Source organism: Aeoliella mucimassa (assembly GCF_007748035.1).
Classification (GTDB): domain Bacteria; phylum Planctomycetota; class Planctomycetia; order Pirellulales; family Lacipirellulaceae; genus Aeoliella; species Aeoliella mucimassa.
Map to the genome: position 1 here is coordinate 352654 of NZ_CP036278.1, position 18220 is coordinate 370873.

An 18220-nucleotide genomic window follows, 5' to 3' on the forward strand; every position below is an offset into this window, starting at 1 on the left:
CCATCCCGCCGGTCGATCCATTTCAAGGTGCATAACCGTTGCTGTGGTCGCTGGAACGATGGATTGTTTCTTGGTTATCCACAGCCTAACGCTTGCCCTTATCATCCACGATGGCTTCTATCGAATAGGTCTTGGACAATGATTGGTTCAGGACTTATCGATTTTGGGTGGTGTGCTTAGGATTTGAAAGACACCTTGCAGCACTGGCGGAGCCCATTACTGTCCGGAGTTCGGTTCTTTGCATTCCGGGAGTGTTGCGCGGCGTCTTATGATTGCATGGATTGGCTTACGCGATCAAGACTCGCCGCCTTTTTCCTTTCACATTGCGCAGGCGGCAGCGTGAGAATCGCGGCCGAGTGGCAGCGTCTCTAAGTCGATTGCTGTTTCTTTTTCTCGCTCCGCCGCGCGGCCGACTGCCGGGCCAGTTCGTTCTGACGTTCTCGCTCGCGGAGGATCGGCAGGATCTCTTCCAGGGTTGCCGCCCCGCGGCCGACCTGTCCCATTAGGGCGAACAGGTACTTGCTCGGTCGATAACCGGTGTGCAGGTACATCAGCAACACGGCAATGACCGCCACGTAGAAGTGCGTTTGCACCCCTTCGCTTGCGTGGCTGATCAAGTGTCCGAAGTTCGCAGAGCTCTTCAGCCACCGAAAGAACAGTTCTACTTGCCAACGATAGCGATACAGCATGGCAATCACGTGCGCCGGTACATCGAGCAGGTTGGTGATCAACCGCAGTTGCGACGGTTTTCCCTTTTCTTCGCAAGCGACGATGACTTCGCGAAGCTGCACTCGGGGAACTCGATGTCGGCTCGGATTCGAAGACTTGAAATGTCCCACTCCATCGCTGAGCACGCCGGCCGCTTTGTCTTTTTCGGTGAGTTCGCGACTTTTCACTTCCCGCAGCGTGGGCGAATTGCCCCCCGCTGGGCGATAACGAGCCACGAAGTGCGATTGCAACGCGTGTGTGTCGTCGTAGTGCGCTGCCAAGAGCGCGAAACTCATGAAGCCGCGGTCGTACAGATAGATACGACCGGGCTGCAACCGTTCGATGGCTGAATCGGCCTCGCTCTGGCCAGGGGATGGAATGACGATTGCCTCGGGAAGCCACGTGCTCACCGGCAAATGGACATCCACCCGCGCTCGATGCTTCTTCGCCCCATGATTGTTCGTATTGCACATGGCCCAGGCGACTTCGGCCACGGCCGGGAGAAACGTGCCATCGACGGCCACGGTCTGCTGGAGCAGTTCGTCGAGATCGTCGTCACCTATCGATTGCCGTTTTGACTTGCGGGCAAGTTGCCGGCGGAGGGCATCGAGAATCGGCTGCAATCGCTCGGGGTCGGCCAGTTGATTGAAGTCTGAGAGCGTACTTCTAGTGATCTTGCGAATCGAAAGGTGTTTCTGAGCCTGTACCGTTTGGCTGAAATCTTCGATGGTTCGCAAACTGCGGATGGTGGGATTGAAGAACGCCAGCAGGTAGGCTACGAACACGTCATCGAGAAATAACTTGCGATTACCGTGGGCGTCTTCCGAGCGGAGTTGTTTGAGAAACTTCTCCAAAAGCCGGACATACTTCCCCCCAATGACCTGCTCGGGCCACACTGGTAGCTCGTCTTTAGCAACTCGCTGGGAAGGCATGGACTATGTCGTACCACACCACTCCCCACCGCGCAAGTTCAGAATCGGTTAAGATTAATTCCGGACAGTAATGGGCGGAGCCAGTGGCACCCAGGCGAGTTCCACGAGCCAAATCGCTACTCTGGAAGATGCAGGGTGCATGCAATGAACCGGCTAACTACCATTTGACGCCGCAATCAGGTCATCCAACTCGCTTTCAGAGATCTCCGTGATGCCGGAGTGCCTCATTATCTTTGCGTCAATTGCGGCTAGAACTTCATTTGGGTGATCTGAAAGTGCTTGTACGCAGAAGGATTTAAGCGTACCAGCGTCGGGAAACTTGTAGCGCCGATCGGCCCAAGTTCCAAGAATCCAAGTGTTTGCCAGGAACGTTACCCAAAAACTGTTGCCTGTGTACCCACCTCCATCGCGGCGTTTGGATGCCAAGCAAACACGATCCCAGTCCTCCAATTGCTCGACTGGCGTCGCGTAGTAACCTGCCTCCCGTACCCAAGACGTCACGTCATCAAACTTGTCCATTCATCCCTCGGCATTCCAATAGAGGCTTCGGGTAGCACCGACACCTGGGCGCACTATACATGGTACCTCAGAAAAACGCACCACCGCCAGTTGTCGGTGGGCGAAGCCCAAGAGGCTAACCCCTCCGTGACGATCCGTGACGATCCGAGGCTACACCGAAACCGTCTCTCATATTCCATGCTCCGCGGGGCCTTGTTGAACAATTAGTCACAAACCTCCGTAAAAACTAACGTGGAATGGAACCACGTACCTTTTTTACGGAGATCGAACATGGCTACGAAAGAAAAACGAACCTACAAAGTCACGAACTGGAAGGAGTATAACAAGTCGCTCATCGAGCGTGGAAACATCACTATTTGGTTTAGCGACGAGGCGTTGGAGAACTGGGAACATCCTAACGACCAGACAAAAGTCGGTCGCCCTTTTGTCTTCAGCGATACGGCGATCGAGTGCTTGCTGACGATTCGCGAACTGCTGAAACTTCCCTATCGGCAGACTGAGGGATTCGGCCGCTCGCTGGTGGCGATGTTGGGCGTCGAGGCAGCGATTCCCAATTATTCTTCGCTCGCCAAGCGAGCCAGCAAGCTGAATGTTTCGCTCGATATCGCTAACAAGAGGGGCGACATCGATATCGTGGTGGATAGCACCGGCATGAAAGTGTTTGGCGAGGGCGAATGGAAGATGCGGACGCATGGCAAGTCGAAGCGGCGGACATGGCGGAAGCTGCATTTGTCGGTGAATCCTGACACCCGCGAGATTGTGGCGGAGATTTTGACCGAGAACAGTTGCCACGATGCCGATGCGGTTCCCGAAATGCTGGAGCAGGTGGAGCAGCCCGTAAAAAAGTTTCACGGCGACGGTAGTTACGACAAGTGGAAGGTTTATGAAGGGCTGGAATCCGAAGGCATTGAGCCGGTGATTCCGCCGCAGCACAACGCCAAGATCAAACAACATGGCAACTCTGCGGAGGAGCCTTTGCCCCGGGACGAGGCAATTCGTCAGATTCGACGCAAGGGGCGTAGGAGTTGGAAAGAGGAAGTGGGCTATCATCGTAGAAGCTTGGCGGAAACGACCATGTACCGAGTGAAACAAAGCTTTGGGAGCCATCTCAAAAACCGAGTATTCGAAAACCAACAAACGGAAGCCCGCTTGCGCTGTAAAATCATCAATCAATTCACCCAACTCGGGCTTCCACAGTTCGAGTGGAGTTAGTCAACAAGGCCCTGTAAAATCATCAATCAATTCACCCAACTCGGGCTTCCACAGTTCGAGTGGAGTTAGTCAACAAGGCCGCTCCGCGGCCGGAATGGATGGATAAGAGCCAAATCGCTACCCTGGGAGAAGCTCAGTCGCGCGGGGTGTTTTCGGCCACCGTCGACGCATACTGAATGGGGCCGACCATGGCGGTGTCGTTCTGGTGCCAGCCAACCACCACCGCCTCGCCCTCGGGCAAGGCATCCTGCAGTGCTAGGTAGAGATAGCCTTCGCCTTGCTTCCAGAACGCTACCTGCTGGGCAGCGATCCAAGTGGGGAAGCGGTCGCTCTCGAGCGTATAAACCCCATCGGGGCGGCCGTATTGCTTGGTGAGTATTTCGAGTCCCGAATCGTAGTGTACCGAAACAAGGCGATGCAAGTTTTTGTTCGAATTGGTAAAGAGCTTGACGATGCGTGGGCTCGCTTGCTTGCGAGCGAGCGACTCGCGGGCCGAGGCCATGAGTTCGGCCTCGTCCAGTTTGTAAATGCCGCGGCGGAGTTGTTCGAGCAACTCCGCAATTTGGTCATGCGTATTCAGATCGCAAACCACGACAAGTGATTTGTTAGAGGGGAAGGGATGGACATTGCTCATCGGACCACCATTCACGGCCCAAATCTCAGAAGAGATGGTCGAGTGAATCAGCGCGGTCAGCCCGTCGAAGGCTTCGATGCCCACCACCGCATCAGGGTCCTGAGAGACAATGTCGCCGACATCATAGACGACGTTCGCGAGCGTGGTACTTCGGATGGCTTGCTGCTTCTCGGTGACTCCGTAATGGTAGCCAGCAAAGAAACCAGCGGTACAGAACATAAGGAACAGCAGCGTACCCAGACTGAACCGCAGCCACGTGCGACGCTTCGCCATCTCATCCCTCCCTGGTAGTGGATCGAGTTAAATCACCCCGCGAGCCTCCAGCAATTCTACCACCTGCTTCGCACACTCTTCAATCGACGACTCGTGCGTGTTGAGCACCAAGTCGGGGGTCGCTGGGGCTTCGTATTCGGCAGAGACGCCGGGGAACGAGGCCAGCTCGCCGGCGTCGGCCTTCGCGTACACGCCTTGCTCGTCGTGCTCGCGGCACCACTCCACGGGAGCGGCCACGTGGGCGACGATAAACCGCTCGCGTCCCACCACGTCGGCCGCCTTCTGGCGGACCGCTTCGTGCGGGGCGACGAACGCGGCGATAGTGATCAGGCCCGAGTTGTTCAGCGTCTTGGCCACCTCGGCCGCGCGGCGAACGTTTTCGCTACGATCGTCGACCGAGAACCCAAGGTCGCGCGACAGGCCGCGACGCATGTTCTGGCCATCGATCACCGCAACCGCCCGACCACGGTCGAACAGCATTCGCTCCACCGCGTTGGCGATCGGAGTCTTGCCGGCCGCTGGCAGGCCAGTCAGCAGCACCGTGGCTGGCTTCTGACCGTAGCGAGCCTCGCGTTCGTCGGGCGTTACCGGGCTGGTGCGGGCTTCGAGCGTCTCGCGAGCTTCGTCGGCCCAGTGGTCCGACTCCTCGGCTGTCTTGCGGTCGAGAATCATGCCAGCGGCCACGGTGATGTTCGACACGCGGTCGACCACGATGAACGCACCGGTGCCTTTGTTGCGACGATAATCGTCGAGCGCAATCGGCTGGCTCAGCTGAATCTGGCAGCGACCAATTTGGTTGAGCTTCAGCTCGGCCGCAGGACTGCGATGCAGCGTGTTGACGTCGATCTCGTAACGCAGCGTACTGATGCGGCCCGGCACCAGACTACAGGCGTGCTTGATCAAATAGTCCTTGCCCGGCAGCAACGGCTGCTCGGCCATCCAGACGATCGACGCGTCGAACTTGTCGGTAATGTTCGGCTGGTTGTCGGGGCGGACGAGCAGGTCGCCGCGGCTGATGTCGATCTCGTCCTCAGTAGTGAGCGTGACCGACAGCGGGGCGAACGCTTCTTCGAGCTCGCCATCGAAAGTGACGATGCTCTTCACTTTGCTCGTTTTCTTGGAAGGGAGCGCCATGATGGTGTCCCCCTTCGAGATCGTGCCCGAAGCGATGGTGCCGCAGAAACCACGGAAGTCGAGGTTCGGCCGATTCACAAACTGCACCGGCATGCGGAAGTCGATCAGGTTGCGGTCCGACGCGATATGCACGTTCTCCAAGTGGTGCATGAGCGTCGAGCCCTCGTACCACGGAGTGTTCGGGCTGTGCTCCAGCAGGTTATCGCCTTTGAGCGCGCTGATCGGGATAAAGTGCTGGTCGGGCATTTCGAGCCGCGTGGCGAAGTCGCGGTATTCGCGGACGATCTCGTTGAAGCGATCTTCGCTGAAGTCGACCAGGTCCATCTTGTTCACGGCTACCAGCACGTGCTTGATGCCGAGCAGCGAGACGATGAACGAGTGCCGCTTGGTTTGGGTCATCACGCCATGGCGGGCGTCGATCAGGATGATCGCCAGGTCGCAGGTCGAAGCCCCGGTGGCCATGTTGCGTGTGTACTGCTCGTGGCCCGGGCAGTCGGCGATGATGAACTTCCGCTTGGCGGTCGAGAAGTAGCGGTACGCCACGTCGATGGTGATGCCCTGCTCGCGCTCGGCCTTCAGGCCGTCGGTCAAGAGCGCGGGGTCGAACCCGCCGGTGGTGCCATGCTTGATGGAGTCTTTCTCGATGGCTGCGAGGGTGTCCTCGTAAATCATCTTCGACTCGTACAGCAGCATGCCAATCAGCGTGCTTTTTCCGTCGTCCACCGAACCACACGTAAGGAACCGCAACAGCTCCTTATTCTCGTGCTGCTTCAGGTAGGCATCGATGTCGGTGGCAATAAGATCAGATTGATGGGACATGACAATTATGATTTATGAATGATGATTTATGATTTGGTCTGTCGGTTGGCCGGCGACTTGGTGTTGTTCGATTTGGCTGATTTGACGGTTGCCGTGAGGATGGCAACAAGCTGATTGCACTCGTCGATCAGGTTGGATAGTTTCTTTTGTGTAAAGATTTCAGAGTCTGCCAATAGCTCTAACCAGTAAATGGTTTCATCGCCTTCTCTCAGGCATATCTCCAGGGTCGAAATGAAGTGCCGTTTGGAGGAGGCTCGAAGAGCTTCACGATAGTTTGCTCCAATCGAAGTTCCTGACCTCAGTAGCTGACGACCCAGGATGTCCGCTTCTCGTGATTTAGGAAGTGCTGCTGAGAGACGAATGATTCGTAGTGCAAAGCTCTTGGTTCTATCCTTGAGGTCACTCTGGTTCATCTTGTCCCCCCGCTTGCGCAAATCAGAAATCATACTCCTTGATGGCCTTGTTGACTAACTCCACTCGAACTGTGGAAGCCCGAGTTGGGTGAATTGATTGATGATTTTACAGCGCAAGCGGGCTTCCGTTTGTTGGTTTTCGAATACTCGGTTTTTGAGATGGCTCCCAAAGCTTTGTTTCACTCGGTACATGGTCGTTTCCGCCAAGCTTCTACGATGATAGCCCACTTCCTCTTTCCAACTCCTACGCCCCTTGCGTCGAATCTGACGAATTGCCTCGTCCCGGGGCAAAGGCTCCTCCGCAGAGTTGCCATGTTGTTTGATCTTGGCGTTGTGCTGCGGCGGAATCACCGGCTCAATGCCTTCGGATTCCAGCCCTTCATAAACCTTCCACTTGTCGTAACTACCGTCGCCGTGAAACTTTTTTACGGGCTGCTCCACCTGCTCCAGCATTTCGGGAACCGCATCGGCATCGTGGCAACTGTTCTCGGTCAAAATCTCCGCCACAATCTCGCGGGTGTCAGGATTCACCGACAAATGCAGCTTCCGCCATGTCCGCCGCTTCGACTTGCCATGCGTCCGCATCTTCCATTCGCCCTCGCCAAACACTTTCATGCCGGTGCTATCCACCACGATATCGATGTCGCCCCTCTTGTTAGCGATATCGAGCGAAACATTCAGCTTGCTGGCTCGCTTGGCGAGCGAAGAATAATTGGGAATCGCTGCCTCGACGCCCAACATCGCCACCAGCGAGCGGCCGAATCCCTCAGTCTGCCGATAGGGAAGTTTCAGCAGTTCGCGAATCGTCAGCAAGCACTCGATCGCCGTATCGCTGAAGACAAAAGGGCGACCGACTTTTGTCTGGTCGTTAGGATGTTCCCAGTTCTCCAACGCCTCGTCGCTAAACCAAATAGTGATGTTTCCACGCTCGATGAGCGACTTGTTATACTCCTTCCAGTTCGTGACTTTGTAGGTTCGTTTTTCTTTCGTAGCCATGTTCGATCTCCGTAAAAAAGGTACGTGGTTCCATTCCACGTTAGTTTTTACGGAGGTTTGTGACTAATTGTTCAACAAGGCCCTTCATAAATCAGAAGTATCCTTCCTTCTTCTTGTCTTCCATGCCGCCTTCTTCGTCGTCGTCGACGCCGCGGCCTTGGCGTTCGCTGGTGGTCGCTAGCAGCATCTCTTGGATGATCTCGGGCAGCGTCGTGGCGGTGCTTTCCACGGCGCCGGTCAGCGGGTAGCAGCCGAGCGTACGGAAGCGAACCATTTTCATTTCGGGCTCTTCGCCTGGCTCGAGCTTCAGCCGTTCGTCATCGACCATTACCAGGGTCTCGGCTCCCTTCATCTTGCGACGAACGACCGGGCGCTTGTCGGCGAAGTAGAGCGGCACGATCGGGATGTTCTCGAGGTGGATGTATTGCCAGACGTCGAGTTCGGTCCAGTTCGATAGGGGGAACACGCGAATCGACTCGCCTTTGTTCACCTTCGTGTTGTACAGGTTCCAAAGTTCAGGGCGTTGGTTCTTGGGGTCCCAGCGATGGAACTTATCGCGGAAGCTAAACACCCGCTCCTTCGCGCGGCTCTTCTCTTCGTCGCGGCGGGCACCACCGAACGCGGCGTCGAAGCCATGCTTGTCGAGCGCCTGCTTGAGTCCCTCGGTCTTCATCACCGTGGTGTGCTTGCCACCTTGGGTCAGCGGGTCGAGCCCCAGCTTGCGACCTTCCTCGTTGATGTGCACGATCAGGTCCCAGCCGAGCTGCTTGCGGATGAGTTGCTCGCGGAACTCAATCATCTCGCGGAACTTCCACGTCGTGTCGACGTGCATCAGCGGAAACGGCGGCTTGCCAGGGTAGAACGCCTTTTCGGCCAGGCGGACCATCACCGACGAATCCTTACCAACCGAGTAAAGCATCACCGGATTGGAGAACTCGGCAGCCACTTCGCGAATGATGTGGATGCTCTCGGCTTCAAGCTGCTTAAGATGCGTAAGGCTATAAGATGACATCGGCAGGTGAGAGGGGGGAGAGTGGATGGTGGACAGGGCGTCGAAGGCTCGCCCGCGGGCGAGGCGGGCAAAACCAACATCATCGGCAGAATAACGAGTGGCGTCCAGGGTGCTTTCGCGAGCCTGTCACCCGATCGCGGCGTTCCGTCGCTGCTTTCACCAGCAGCATAGGCGGGTTTGGCGAACCAGCAAGCGACACAGTTGCGGGGAAACTCGCCGGATTCTCGGTTATTCGCCCCGTTTGCGGAGCATGACCGCTCCGCCGCCGGCGATGATTAGTCCCACGATCGACATTGCCTTGCCGGTGTACTGGTGAAAGGTCCGCGCTCGCTCCAAGCGGTTGCGGGCCTGGTTGAGTTCGGCGCGAGCGGTCTCTAGATCGGGCGGAGCTTCGGCGTTGTCGTCGGAGTGCTCACCCTCGTCGTGGGTGTGTCCCGACGAGGCGGCGTGGGCCGACTCGTACGCGGCGGCAAACTCCTGGTAGTCCTGTTCGCTCCAAACCTGGTCGGGAGCCACGAGCCAGTTCCAGCTCAATCCCACCAGCACCAACACCAACCCCACGCCGACCAGGGCGTAGGCCCAGGGACTCGCGGTAGACTCCGATTGCTTGGCGTTCGACATCGATTCAATCCGTCGTGAGCGTCGTTCTTGCTATCGACGGGCCTGCTTAGGGTGGGGGGATGATCTCGCCATCGTTGATGCCAATCATGTACAGCATGGCGTACTCGTTGATGTCGTCGGCGAGGAACTCGACGTGCCCATCAACGAAGCAGGTGACCACGCCGTTGAGGTGCAGGCTACGCGGAGCGGCCGAAATGTAACCGTAGTACTGGGCGTTGCAGGGCATGCCTTCGAATTGGGCGGCCGCTGGGTTAGGGCATTCGTAGAGTACGTCGGGCCATTCGCCGTTGGGCACCTGAGTGAGTCCCAGCGAGTTGGCGTTCGGCGTATAGACATAGCCGCCAGGGCTGTCTTTCTCTTGCGATGCGCCGTAGTAGGTGGGATGAAAATCCATCGACAGCAAACTAGCGCCCGACCATGGCAACAGCCACGCCCCGCGTTGATCGGCCGGCAAGTCCCGCGAGCGTACCTCGGACAGCAGCAGCGTGAAGGTGGTGCCATCCTCGATGCGGCGGAGCGACATGCCGTACAAAGCCATCGGACCGGTGTGATAGTACGAGTCGATATGGAACGGGCTGGCGTACGCGGCGTAGTTGGCTTTGCCGATCGAGGTCTGGCGGGTGCCATAGCCACGCGAAGTTGCGAACTGGCGGCCAAGCGTTTCGCCACTCGGACAGAGCAGCGTAGCAGGTGGGTTTTGCAGCACTTCGTCGGGAGCAGCGGTTACGTGCTTGGTGGGATCGATCGCGTCGTGGATTGCTTCCTGTTCCATCTGGGGAAGCAGGTCGTAGATCCAGTTTTGGTTGGTGCCCGACTTCAAGTCGACTCGCCAATCGCCATACGACCAGTACAACGCCTCGGACGGCGGATCGAAGTGACCCGCCGCGGGTAGCTTGCCACTGGCCGACGCGAAGTTCTGCGCTGCCAGGCCGAGTTGCTTCGCGTTATTCGAACATTGAATCCGGCGTGCTGCCTCGCGGGCTTGCTGCACGGCTGGAAGCAGCAGCGATACCAGCACCCCGATAATGGCAATTACCACCAGCAGTTCCACCAAAGTGAAACCACACCGCAGCCAAGTCGCGCTGTGAGGTTGCCGGGAGTTGATCACTTACCGAATTCCAATCGAACGAAGGATGCAGGGAAGCTTACCGTCGACGATCAGTATAGCCGGAGATCGCAGTTCTGTGGAATGTTTTGTCGATCGTCCGACTCGGGTTTATCGGGCAAATTGCGCTTACAAGCCGCGGTCGATCAGGCCAAAGTCGAGCCCGAATACAAACAGCATCAAGCAGACAATAAAGGCCAAACCGGCCAGATTCAGGACGCCAGCGAAGGTTTCGTTCGGCGGACGACGGAAGATACCCTCGTAGGCCAGGAACACCATGTGACCGCCGTCGAGCACGGGAATCGGCAGGAAATTCACTACCGCCAGGTTCGCACTGATCAGCGTGAGGAACAGCAGCAGCGTGCCGGGACCCTTCAAAGCTTCCATGTAGCTCGCCCGGGCGATCGTGACCGGACCACCCAGCAGGCGGGCGTCGATGTCGCCGTTCACGAGCCGGTAGAGGAATCGGTAGACGCTCAACAGCGCGTGCTTGGTTTCGCCCCAAGCCATGCTGGCCTGCTCGCCGATCGACTCGCCGTAGCGATCTTCCAGCACTGGTGTCAGCTTCACCCCACGCGGGGCGATGTACTGGTCGGGGGCCATGGCCAGGCCGACCTGTACGGTCTCGTTCTCTTTGCGTCCTTCCCGAGCCACCTGGAGTTCCAGTTTGGTTTCGGGGGGAGCGTTTTGAATGGTCTGCAAGATCACTGCCCACGCTTGTTGCTTGTCGGTCAGCTCCAATGGTTTCTTGCTCACTTTGTATTTCTTGGAGTACTGCTCTTCGACCACCAACTTGACCGAGGCAATCTTATCGCCCGGCTTGATGCCTTCGATCTTTGCCGCTGGCGAGTCGGGCACGACGCCGACCACTTCGTTCAACAGGTAGTAGGCGATGCCGAGTGCGGGGGCCGATGCGGGACTCTTCTCGCTGACCGGGCGTTCCATCCAGGTGACCTTTCGCAGCGGCACCGAGATCGTCTCGCTGGCGGCTTCGGTCTTGGCTTCTTTGTCGGCCGGATGCTCAACCGTCAGCTCGACGGTCTCCCCGCTTTGGGCCATGGCCGACAGCTTGTCGGAGAGGGTCCGCGGATCCCAGCCCACGGTCGATTCGTCGACCATGCCGACGGGAGTGCCATTAATGGCGGTAATCAGGTCGCCCTTTTTCAGCCCAGCTGCTTCGGCTGGCGAGCCCTTTTGCACCGCAGTGATGGGGCCCATCTTCATCACGAGTCCCACGTACTGCGCTTGATTCGGTTGCACCTCCACGGTCACCGGCTCCGGCAGCACTGGTTCGGCGCCCGACTCCGCCTTTTCGGCAGGTGGTTGCAGCGTGATTGATAGCGACTGGCTGGCGTTAGCAACCAGCACCGCTTGCAGTTCACGGTAGTCATTCACTGGTTGGTCGTTGACAGCCACAATGGTGCTACCAGCGGGGATCTTCTCCTGCACCTTATCGGCTGGCGTAAAAGCCACGGTTGGTTCGGTATCGCTTAGCTTCAGCGAAACGGGACCGATCACCCCGATCTGCGGAATCTTGATTCGTTCTTGCGACGACTTGAGCTGCACCACTTCGCTCTCGCCATCGACGCGAAGCACTTCAAGCTCCAGCGGGTCGTCTTCGCTCGAAAGCATGACCTCGCCGCGAAGCTGGTCGTACCAGGTCGTCTTGCGGTCGTTGATGCGGACAATCTGGTCGCCAACGCCGATGCCGGCCGTCCAGGCGGGAGCGCCCGGGTCGGTGCCGCTGATGATGCTGGGCTGCGAGGGAACGCCGATCGTGAACGCAATCATGGCAAACACGAAGGCGAAGATCACGTTCATGATCACGCCGGCCGAGATGATGGCCATCCGCTGCGGCACCGTCTTGGCGATGTAGCTCCGCGCGTCGACCTGATGCATCTTGCCATCGGGGCCCATGATCTCTTTGGTTTCGACGCCTTCCTGGCCGACCGTGGCTTCCGACTCTTTAATCTGCTCTTCGCTCATGCGAGGGTCGTCGTTCTGACCCATCATGCGCACGTAACCACCGAGCGGCAGGATGCCGATGCCGTAGTAGGTTTCGCCATACTGCTTGCCGATTTTGTAGCCGCCGATGTCGAAGCCGATCATGAACTTGTCGCACTTCACGCCGCACGCCTTGGCGACGAGGAAGTGGCCCAGTTCATGCACGAAGATAATAAAGCCCAGGCCGAGTGCTGCGGCCAAAATGGCCAGCACCATCGGACCGTAGCCGGTGGCTGCAAGAATCATCGGTGTTAAGCACATACCCAATTTTCTACTTCCCGCCTGGCCCACTGGTCGAGCTTTGCCAGCTCGTCGAGGGTGGGCGTTGGATTAAAGTTATGTGATTCAAGCACGCTCTTGCATGCTGGTACAATTTCGGTGAAATGTAGTTCCCCTTCCAGGAACTGCGCTACGGCCGTTTCGTTGGCCGCGTTGACCACCACGCCGGCCGTGCCACCCTTGCGGGCAGCACGAAAACCAAGCTCGATGGCCGGATAGCGACCAATGTCGGCCGGTTCGAACTCCAGGTGCATTCGCTGGGTCCAGTCGATTCTTGGAGCCACGGCTTCCCGACGGTGCGGATATTCCAGAGCGTACTGGATCGGCAGCCGCATGTCGGGGGGGCTCATCTGGGCGATCACCGAACCATCCACGAACTCCACCATCGAGTGGACGATGCATTGCGGGTGAATCATCACCTCGATGCGATCGGCCGGCAAGTCGAATAACCACCGTGCTTCGACGATCTCAAGCGCTTTGTTCATAAGCGTCGCCGAGTCGATGGTGATCTTGGGGCCCATGTCCCAGGTGGGGTGAGCCAGGGCTTCGTCGACGGTCACCTGACGCAGCGCGTCGGCATTCCAGGTGCGGAAGGGCCCGCCGCTGGCGGTAATCACGATGCGGTGCACTTCGCTCCGCGTGCCCGACTTCAGCGATTGGAAGATCGCACTATGCTCGCTATCCACCGGCAACAGCGTTGCGCCGTGCTTGTCGGCCAGCTTTTTGACGATCGGCCCCGCGGCTACCAAGGTTTCCTTGTTTGCCAGGGCAACGGTCTTGCCTGCTTCGACCGCAGCCAGTGTGCTGCCGAGGCCGGCACTGCCGACGATCGCTGCGAGCACCGTGTCGACTTCCGCATCGCGGGCGACTTGCTCCAGGGCTTCGGCGCCGACGAGCAGTTCGGTTTCTTTCGGCAGTCCGCGCCATTTGTAGGCCTTCGCGGCCACTTCGTCGGTAGCGATCACCCACTTCGGCGTGAACTTCTTGGCCAGCTCCACCAGACGTTCGAGTCGGCTGTGGGCCGACAACGCAACAGCGGTTAACCGCCCCTGGCTGGCAGCAATCACTTGGAGCGCGTTGTCGCCGATGCTGCCGGTGGCACCCATGACCGCAATCCGACGAGGCGACTCGGCCTGCGGGTTGCTGCTGACTTCGGAAGGGAGTTGGCTGGGACCCACGGGCTTGTATCTCAGTAAGTGGTGAACGGTCGGGAAGCAGGTGTCTGTCGTATGACCCGCGGCCCGACCGTTTTGTTGGTTATGCGGATTGCATCGTTCAGGGCCGAATGCTCGGCCAACGATTCGCGATCAAATATTGTTTTAAGGCCCTGTGAAATAGACGTTTACGCGTTTGGAGGTAATTCTAGGTAGGGTGCCCAACGCGAGCAAGCTGGCTGTAGCCGTGCGTTGCTAGCGGAAGCCCCAATCCCTAGGATGATGTTTCACGATCGAACCATCGCCAAACTGGCTGCGTTAGCAATAGTAGCTTATATCGCGGAACAGTTCGGATCGCGAAACACCAGACAAGTTGTAATTTCTGCTTGATTTGAGGATTTCATGGATAACCAACCCTCCCCAAACCCCAACAGCGGCGACAAAAAACAGGCTCCGCAGGGGGGGAGTTTCATCTGGTACCTGCTGGCGCTCGGCGTCGGTTTGCTGTTTTTGGTCACCATGTTGACCACTGGCAGTCAGCTCAAAATCAAGCTTAGCGACTTCGAAAAGCTCGTGGTTGCTAGCAAGCAAGACGTGCCCGAAGACCAGCTCGAAGAACATCCCGGCTGGATCACCATCGAGAAAAAGAAGGGCGACGTTACCTATACCTACAAGATCTCGATGCTCGACAACGTGGTGGTCGGCGACGAAGCCGTGACTGGCACCGTGACCCAAAAGCTGGAAAGCGTCACAGGTACCGATGCCGCGCTCGATGCCGACGACATGAAGCCGGTCGAGGAAGTCCGCTTCCAGACCAACCGCGTGGAAGGGGACGGCATCCCCGAACTCCTCCGCGAAAATGGCATCGAACGCCAGGGCCAGGAGCCCGACAACCCGCTGCTCGGCTGGATTCCGTTCATCCTGATGATGACCGTGTTCGTCGGATTGTTCGTGTTCATGATCCGCCGAATGGGCGGCGCCGGTTCGCCTATGGCATTCGGACGCAGCCGCGGCAAGCTCTACGCTCAAGAAGACATCGATATCACCTTTGACGACGTCGCCGGCATCGAAGAAGCCGTCGACGAGCTTCGCGAAGTGGTCGACTTCCTCAAAAACCCCGAACGATACCAACGCCTGGGGGGGCGCATTCCCAAGGGTGTGCTGCTCGTAGGCCCTCCCGGTACCGGTAAAACGCTGCTCGGCAAAGCCGTCGCTGGCGAGGCCGGTGTGCCATTCTTCTCGATCAGCGGCTCGGACTTCGTCGAAATGTTTGTCGGCGTCGGTGCTGCCCGCGTCCGCGATATGTTCCAACAGGCCGAGCAACGTGCGCCGTGCATTATCTTTATCGACGAGCTCGACGCCCTCGGCAAAACCCGCGGCAGCGGCAATCTGGGTGGTCACGACGAACGCGAGCAAACGCTCAACGCGTTGCTGGTCGAGATGGATGGCTTCGGCAGCAACAGCGGTGTGATCGTGATGGGTGCGACCAACCGCCCCGAAACGCTCGACCCCGCGCTGCTCCGCCCGGGACGTTTCGATCGCCATGTGCTGGTCGATCGCCCCGACGTTTCCGGCCGTGAAGAAATCCTGGAAGTCCATCTGCAGAAGATCAAAGTCGACTCCGAAGTCGACGTAAAGGCCTTGGCCGGCATCACCAGCGGTTTTGTCGGTGCCGATCTGGCGAACATGGTTAACGAAGCCGCGCTGCTCGCTGCCCGCAATGGCAAAGAGCTGGTCGGCATGGAAGAGTTCAACGAAGCGGTCGAACGCGTGAGCGTCGGTCTCGAAAAGCGCAGCCGCATCATTCAGGAAGACGAAAAGCTCCGCCTGGCCTATCACGAAGCGGGACACGCTTTGGTGGCTTACTCGCTGCCGAATACCGATCCGGTTCATAAGGTCTCCATCATTCCTCGTGGTTTGGGAGCCCTCGGGTACATGATGCAGCGTCCTGAGAAGGACCGCTTTATGATGACTCGCGGGCAGCTCGAAAGTGATATTCAAGTTTGCCTGGCCGGCACGCTCTCCGAAGAGCTCGTGTTCGACGACGTCGGCAACGGCGCGACCAGCGACTTGGAGCGAGCGACCGAAACCGCCCGCAGCATGGTCATGGACTACGGCATGAGCCGCCTGGGACGCATCAAGTTCCGCGAAGGTGGCCGAGGAGCCTTCCTCGCTGGCAGCGAAGGTCCCGCCCAGCGGTACTACAGCGAGCAAACCGCCCGCGAGATCGACCAGGAAGTCAAACGCATCATCGACGAGCAGCTCGACCGCACGCGCGGCATTCTCGAGTCCCGCCGGCTGGCCCTCGACGCGATCGCCAACACGCTGATCGAGCACGAAGTGATCGACGGCAGCACGCTGCAGAAGGTGATCGAGGAATCGCACCCGAGCCCCCGCCTGGTGCCAGGCACCGACCTCGAGCGCAAGCCGACCCCAGCCCCTCAGCCCAAGCCCAGCGAAGGCGACACCGCCGAAGGGACCGGCGGAGCCTAACCCTCGCTGCAAGCGTGAGTTACGTCGACCGCTAGCGATAGATTCCCAATTTTCCCACCGATGGGAAAATTGAATCTGCACGCACTCTACAAAACCAGTGGTTTTCGCACTGAAATAGATTCCCATTCCCAATAACGCATCGAGTGGGAATCTATTTTCACGGTGGGAAACTATCGCAAGTCGTTGGTGCTACTCAAGTTACATCAACACATCCTTCGTAGTTGCCCAAAATAGATTCCCATGGGTGGGAAACTATTCTGGGAGGAGAGTTTGGATTTCGGATTGGGGAATGCGGAATGCGAATTTGTCATCTTGAAGGAGCTTCCGGCGACCGAAAGATCTAGCCTATCGCTTAAAGTCTAAAGCCTAGAGCCAATAAAGCTTCCAGCGACGCAGCCCCACGGCCGCTTTGCCACTCGCGCAGCAGCGAACACCCACGCCGGCAACCATTCGCCTGCGTGTCGCTAGAAGTTTGTTATTTAGAAAAACATCACATCTGATACACCTCCTTTCATAAAAAGCCAACAGCCGATAGCTGAAAGCCGACAGCCTCAACTACCTGTCCATTGGAACACTTGTGGTGGCCATTCTCCAGTAAAAAGTTGGCCGATTGCAGAAAGTTCTCTGCGTTAATTCGCAGTCAAAAAGGCTCGACACGTCCCCTGACTCGGTTACCAACGCGGGCCGCGTGGCGGACCGGCTACTGCTGGGGAGTTGCAGTGAAAGGTGGTATGTTCTGGGTAGTCCTCCACGTTCTCACCAACGGCCTCGGCCATGTCGCTCGACCCGAAGAATTACCGCACTTGGAAGAGCCTGGGGGAGCATCCGGTGTTTGGACCCCTCAAGACAAACATTGAATCGTGGTCTCACGATGCTTCTCAGTACGGCGATCTCTCAAACTACCGTGGCTTCCTACCCGAGTGGTATGTTCACCTCGATCCCGCACCGCCGGTGACGGTTCAGATCGCGACAGCGGAACGAGACCTGCAGAACCTTGCTTCCGTGTGTTGTGGCATCGAGAGGGCCTTTGGCGATATTTGCTACGAGCTAGTCGTTTGTGATGACTTCACTGTGTTTGTGTGGGTTCGACACACCATGTTTGGAATCGAGCTCTATCCAGGCTTGTTCGGCGAAGCGACCCTGCTCAGAATGTTTGTCGATCATCCCAAGGTTGATTGTGCCGAGTTTGATTTCACGAATGTGTCGAACGTCGTGGAGACGCTCACCGAGCTGCTCCGCCAGGCGTGAAGCAAAGCAGGCATGGGTGGCAACTCACCGGCAAAAATCCCCCATCTCCTCCCTTGAACACTCCTAGCCGTGACCGAAGAAACGCCCCTCCTCGATTCCGATTCCGCATGCGGACACTATTACTGCTCACCGTGATTGTCGCGGTTCCGTTGGCTTGTTACGTGCTCTGGTTGCGGAGGATGGAGCAGTTCTTCGAGGCGGTGTTCGAAGGCAACTCGGGCGAGGTTATGAGTTCCGAAGACTGGCCGCTGGCGCTGAAGCAGTTCGACGAAGCGGCCAACCAGGCCGGCGTGGTTATCGACGACCTGCAGGTCTACTGCATGGCCAATGGACTGAGCATTGCCTACGTCTGGCGCATGAGAGCCACCTCGGGCCTGCAGGAGTTCATGACTGAAGAGTACGGGCTGAGCGACTACACTCCCCCCGAGTCCCACCGTTTCCGGGCGCAGCCCCGCCTGCCCGACTGGTGGGATCCCCAAGAGCATTCCGGCACACACTACTACGCCGCCAACCTCGGCGAAATCGGACGCCAGTACGTCGTGCTGGTCGATGAAACCAACGAGGTCATCTATGTCTACTTCTACGACAATTGGTAAGTGGGGGAGTCTAGTTGGCCGTGAAACGTAGTGCCGTTGGTTCTCGCTAGACGGAGATGTATGGGGCA

General features: G+C 57.9%; 15 protein-coding genes. 4 read left to right on the forward strand and 11 right to left on the reverse strand.

Annotated features, from left to right (window positions below; genetic code table 11):
* Window positions 1-368: 368 nt before the first annotated feature.
* The gene (locus Pan181_RS01385) at window positions 369-1640 is read right to left on the reverse strand and encodes an IS4 family transposase (RefSeq protein ID WP_145245135.1); all 1272 of its coding nucleotides are present in this window, start codon (window positions 1638-1640) and stop codon (window positions 369-371) included.
* Window positions 1641-1793: 153 nt separating this feature from the next.
* Window positions 1794-2159, reverse strand: coding sequence for a hypothetical protein (locus tag Pan181_RS01390; protein WP_145245136.1), 366 nt, complete (start codon window positions 2157-2159; stop codon window positions 1794-1796).
* Window positions 2160-2429: 270 nt separating this feature from the next.
* Between Pan181_RS01390 and Pan181_RS01395 the strand changes: the two genes are divergently transcribed.
* A complete protein-coding gene (locus tag Pan181_RS01395; protein WP_145244898.1) occupies window positions 2430-3371 on the forward strand; it encodes an IS5 family transposase in 942 nt (313 codons plus the stop codon).
* A 133-nt stretch (window positions 3372-3504) separates the two neighbouring features.
* Here the strand turns inward: Pan181_RS01395 and Pan181_RS01400 are convergent, their stop codons facing one another.
* From Pan181_RS01400 to dxr, 9 genes are all read right to left on the reverse strand, one after another.
* Window positions 3505-4278 carry a hypothetical protein gene (locus Pan181_RS01400; RefSeq protein WP_145245137.1) on the reverse strand — a complete coding sequence of 258 codons (774 nt, stop codon included), beginning with the start codon at window positions 4276-4278 and terminating at the stop codon, window positions 3505-3507.
* A 27-nt stretch (window positions 4279-4305) separates the two neighbouring features.
* Window positions 4306-6231 (reverse strand): sulfate adenylyltransferase subunit CysN, encoded by a 1926-nt coding sequence (gene cysN, locus Pan181_RS01405; RefSeq protein WP_145245138.1) that lies wholly within the window; start codon window positions 6229-6231, stop codon window positions 4306-4308.
* Window positions 6232-6257: 26 nt separating this feature from the next.
* Window positions 6258-6677, reverse strand: a complete 420-nt coding sequence (locus Pan181_RS01410; RefSeq protein WP_231943721.1) for a four helix bundle protein — start codon at window positions 6675-6677, stop codon at window positions 6258-6260.
* 21 nt (window positions 6678-6698) lie between these two features.
* Window positions 6699-7640: an IS5 family transposase gene (locus Pan181_RS01415; RefSeq protein ID WP_145244898.1), complete on the reverse strand. Its 942-nt coding sequence runs from the start codon at window positions 7638-7640 to the stop codon at window positions 6699-6701.
* Window positions 7641-7731: 91 nt separating this feature from the next.
* Complete coding sequence (gene cysD / locus Pan181_RS01420) at window positions 7732-8652, reverse strand: sulfate adenylyltransferase subunit CysD (protein WP_145245139.1); 921 nt, start codon at window positions 8650-8652, stop codon at window positions 7732-7734.
* Window positions 8653-8880: 228 nt separating this feature from the next.
* Entirely contained in the window at window positions 8881-9273 is a 393-nt protein-coding gene (locus tag Pan181_RS01425; protein WP_145245140.1) for a hypothetical protein, read from the reverse strand.
* A gap of 46 nt (window positions 9274-9319) precedes the next feature.
* Window positions 9320-10381 (reverse strand): DUF1559 domain-containing protein, encoded by a 1062-nt coding sequence (locus Pan181_RS01430; RefSeq protein ID WP_145245141.1) that lies wholly within the window; start codon window positions 10379-10381, stop codon window positions 9320-9322.
* 126 nt (window positions 10382-10507) lie between these two features.
* Entirely contained in the window at window positions 10508-12628 is a 2121-nt protein-coding gene (locus Pan181_RS01435; RefSeq protein ID WP_197528789.1) for a site-2 protease family protein, read from the reverse strand.
* Between the two features lie 5 nt (window positions 12629-12633).
* Entirely contained in the window at window positions 12634-13839 is a 1206-nt protein-coding gene (gene dxr, locus Pan181_RS01440; RefSeq protein WP_231943722.1) for a 1-deoxy-D-xylulose-5-phosphate reductoisomerase, read from the reverse strand.
* A gap of 378 nt (window positions 13840-14217) precedes the next feature.
* Here dxr and ftsH point away from each other — a divergent pair, with 378 nt between their 5' ends.
* From ftsH to Pan181_RS01455, 3 genes are all read left to right on the forward strand, one after another.
* Window positions 14218-16308 carry an ATP-dependent zinc metalloprotease FtsH gene (gene ftsH, locus Pan181_RS01445; protein WP_145245143.1) on the forward strand — a complete coding sequence of 697 codons (2091 nt, stop codon included), beginning with the start codon at window positions 14218-14220 and terminating at the stop codon, window positions 16306-16308.
* A gap of 774 nt (window positions 16309-17082) precedes the next feature.
* The gene (locus Pan181_RS01450) at window positions 17083-17556 is read left to right on the forward strand and encodes a hypothetical protein (protein WP_145245144.1); all 474 of its coding nucleotides are present in this window, start codon (window positions 17083-17085) and stop codon (window positions 17554-17556) included.
* Between the two features lie 107 nt (window positions 17557-17663).
* Window positions 17664-18152, forward strand: coding sequence for a hypothetical protein (locus Pan181_RS01455; protein ID WP_145245145.1), 489 nt, complete (start codon window positions 17664-17666; stop codon window positions 18150-18152).
* Window positions 18153-18220: the final 68 nt, after the last annotated feature.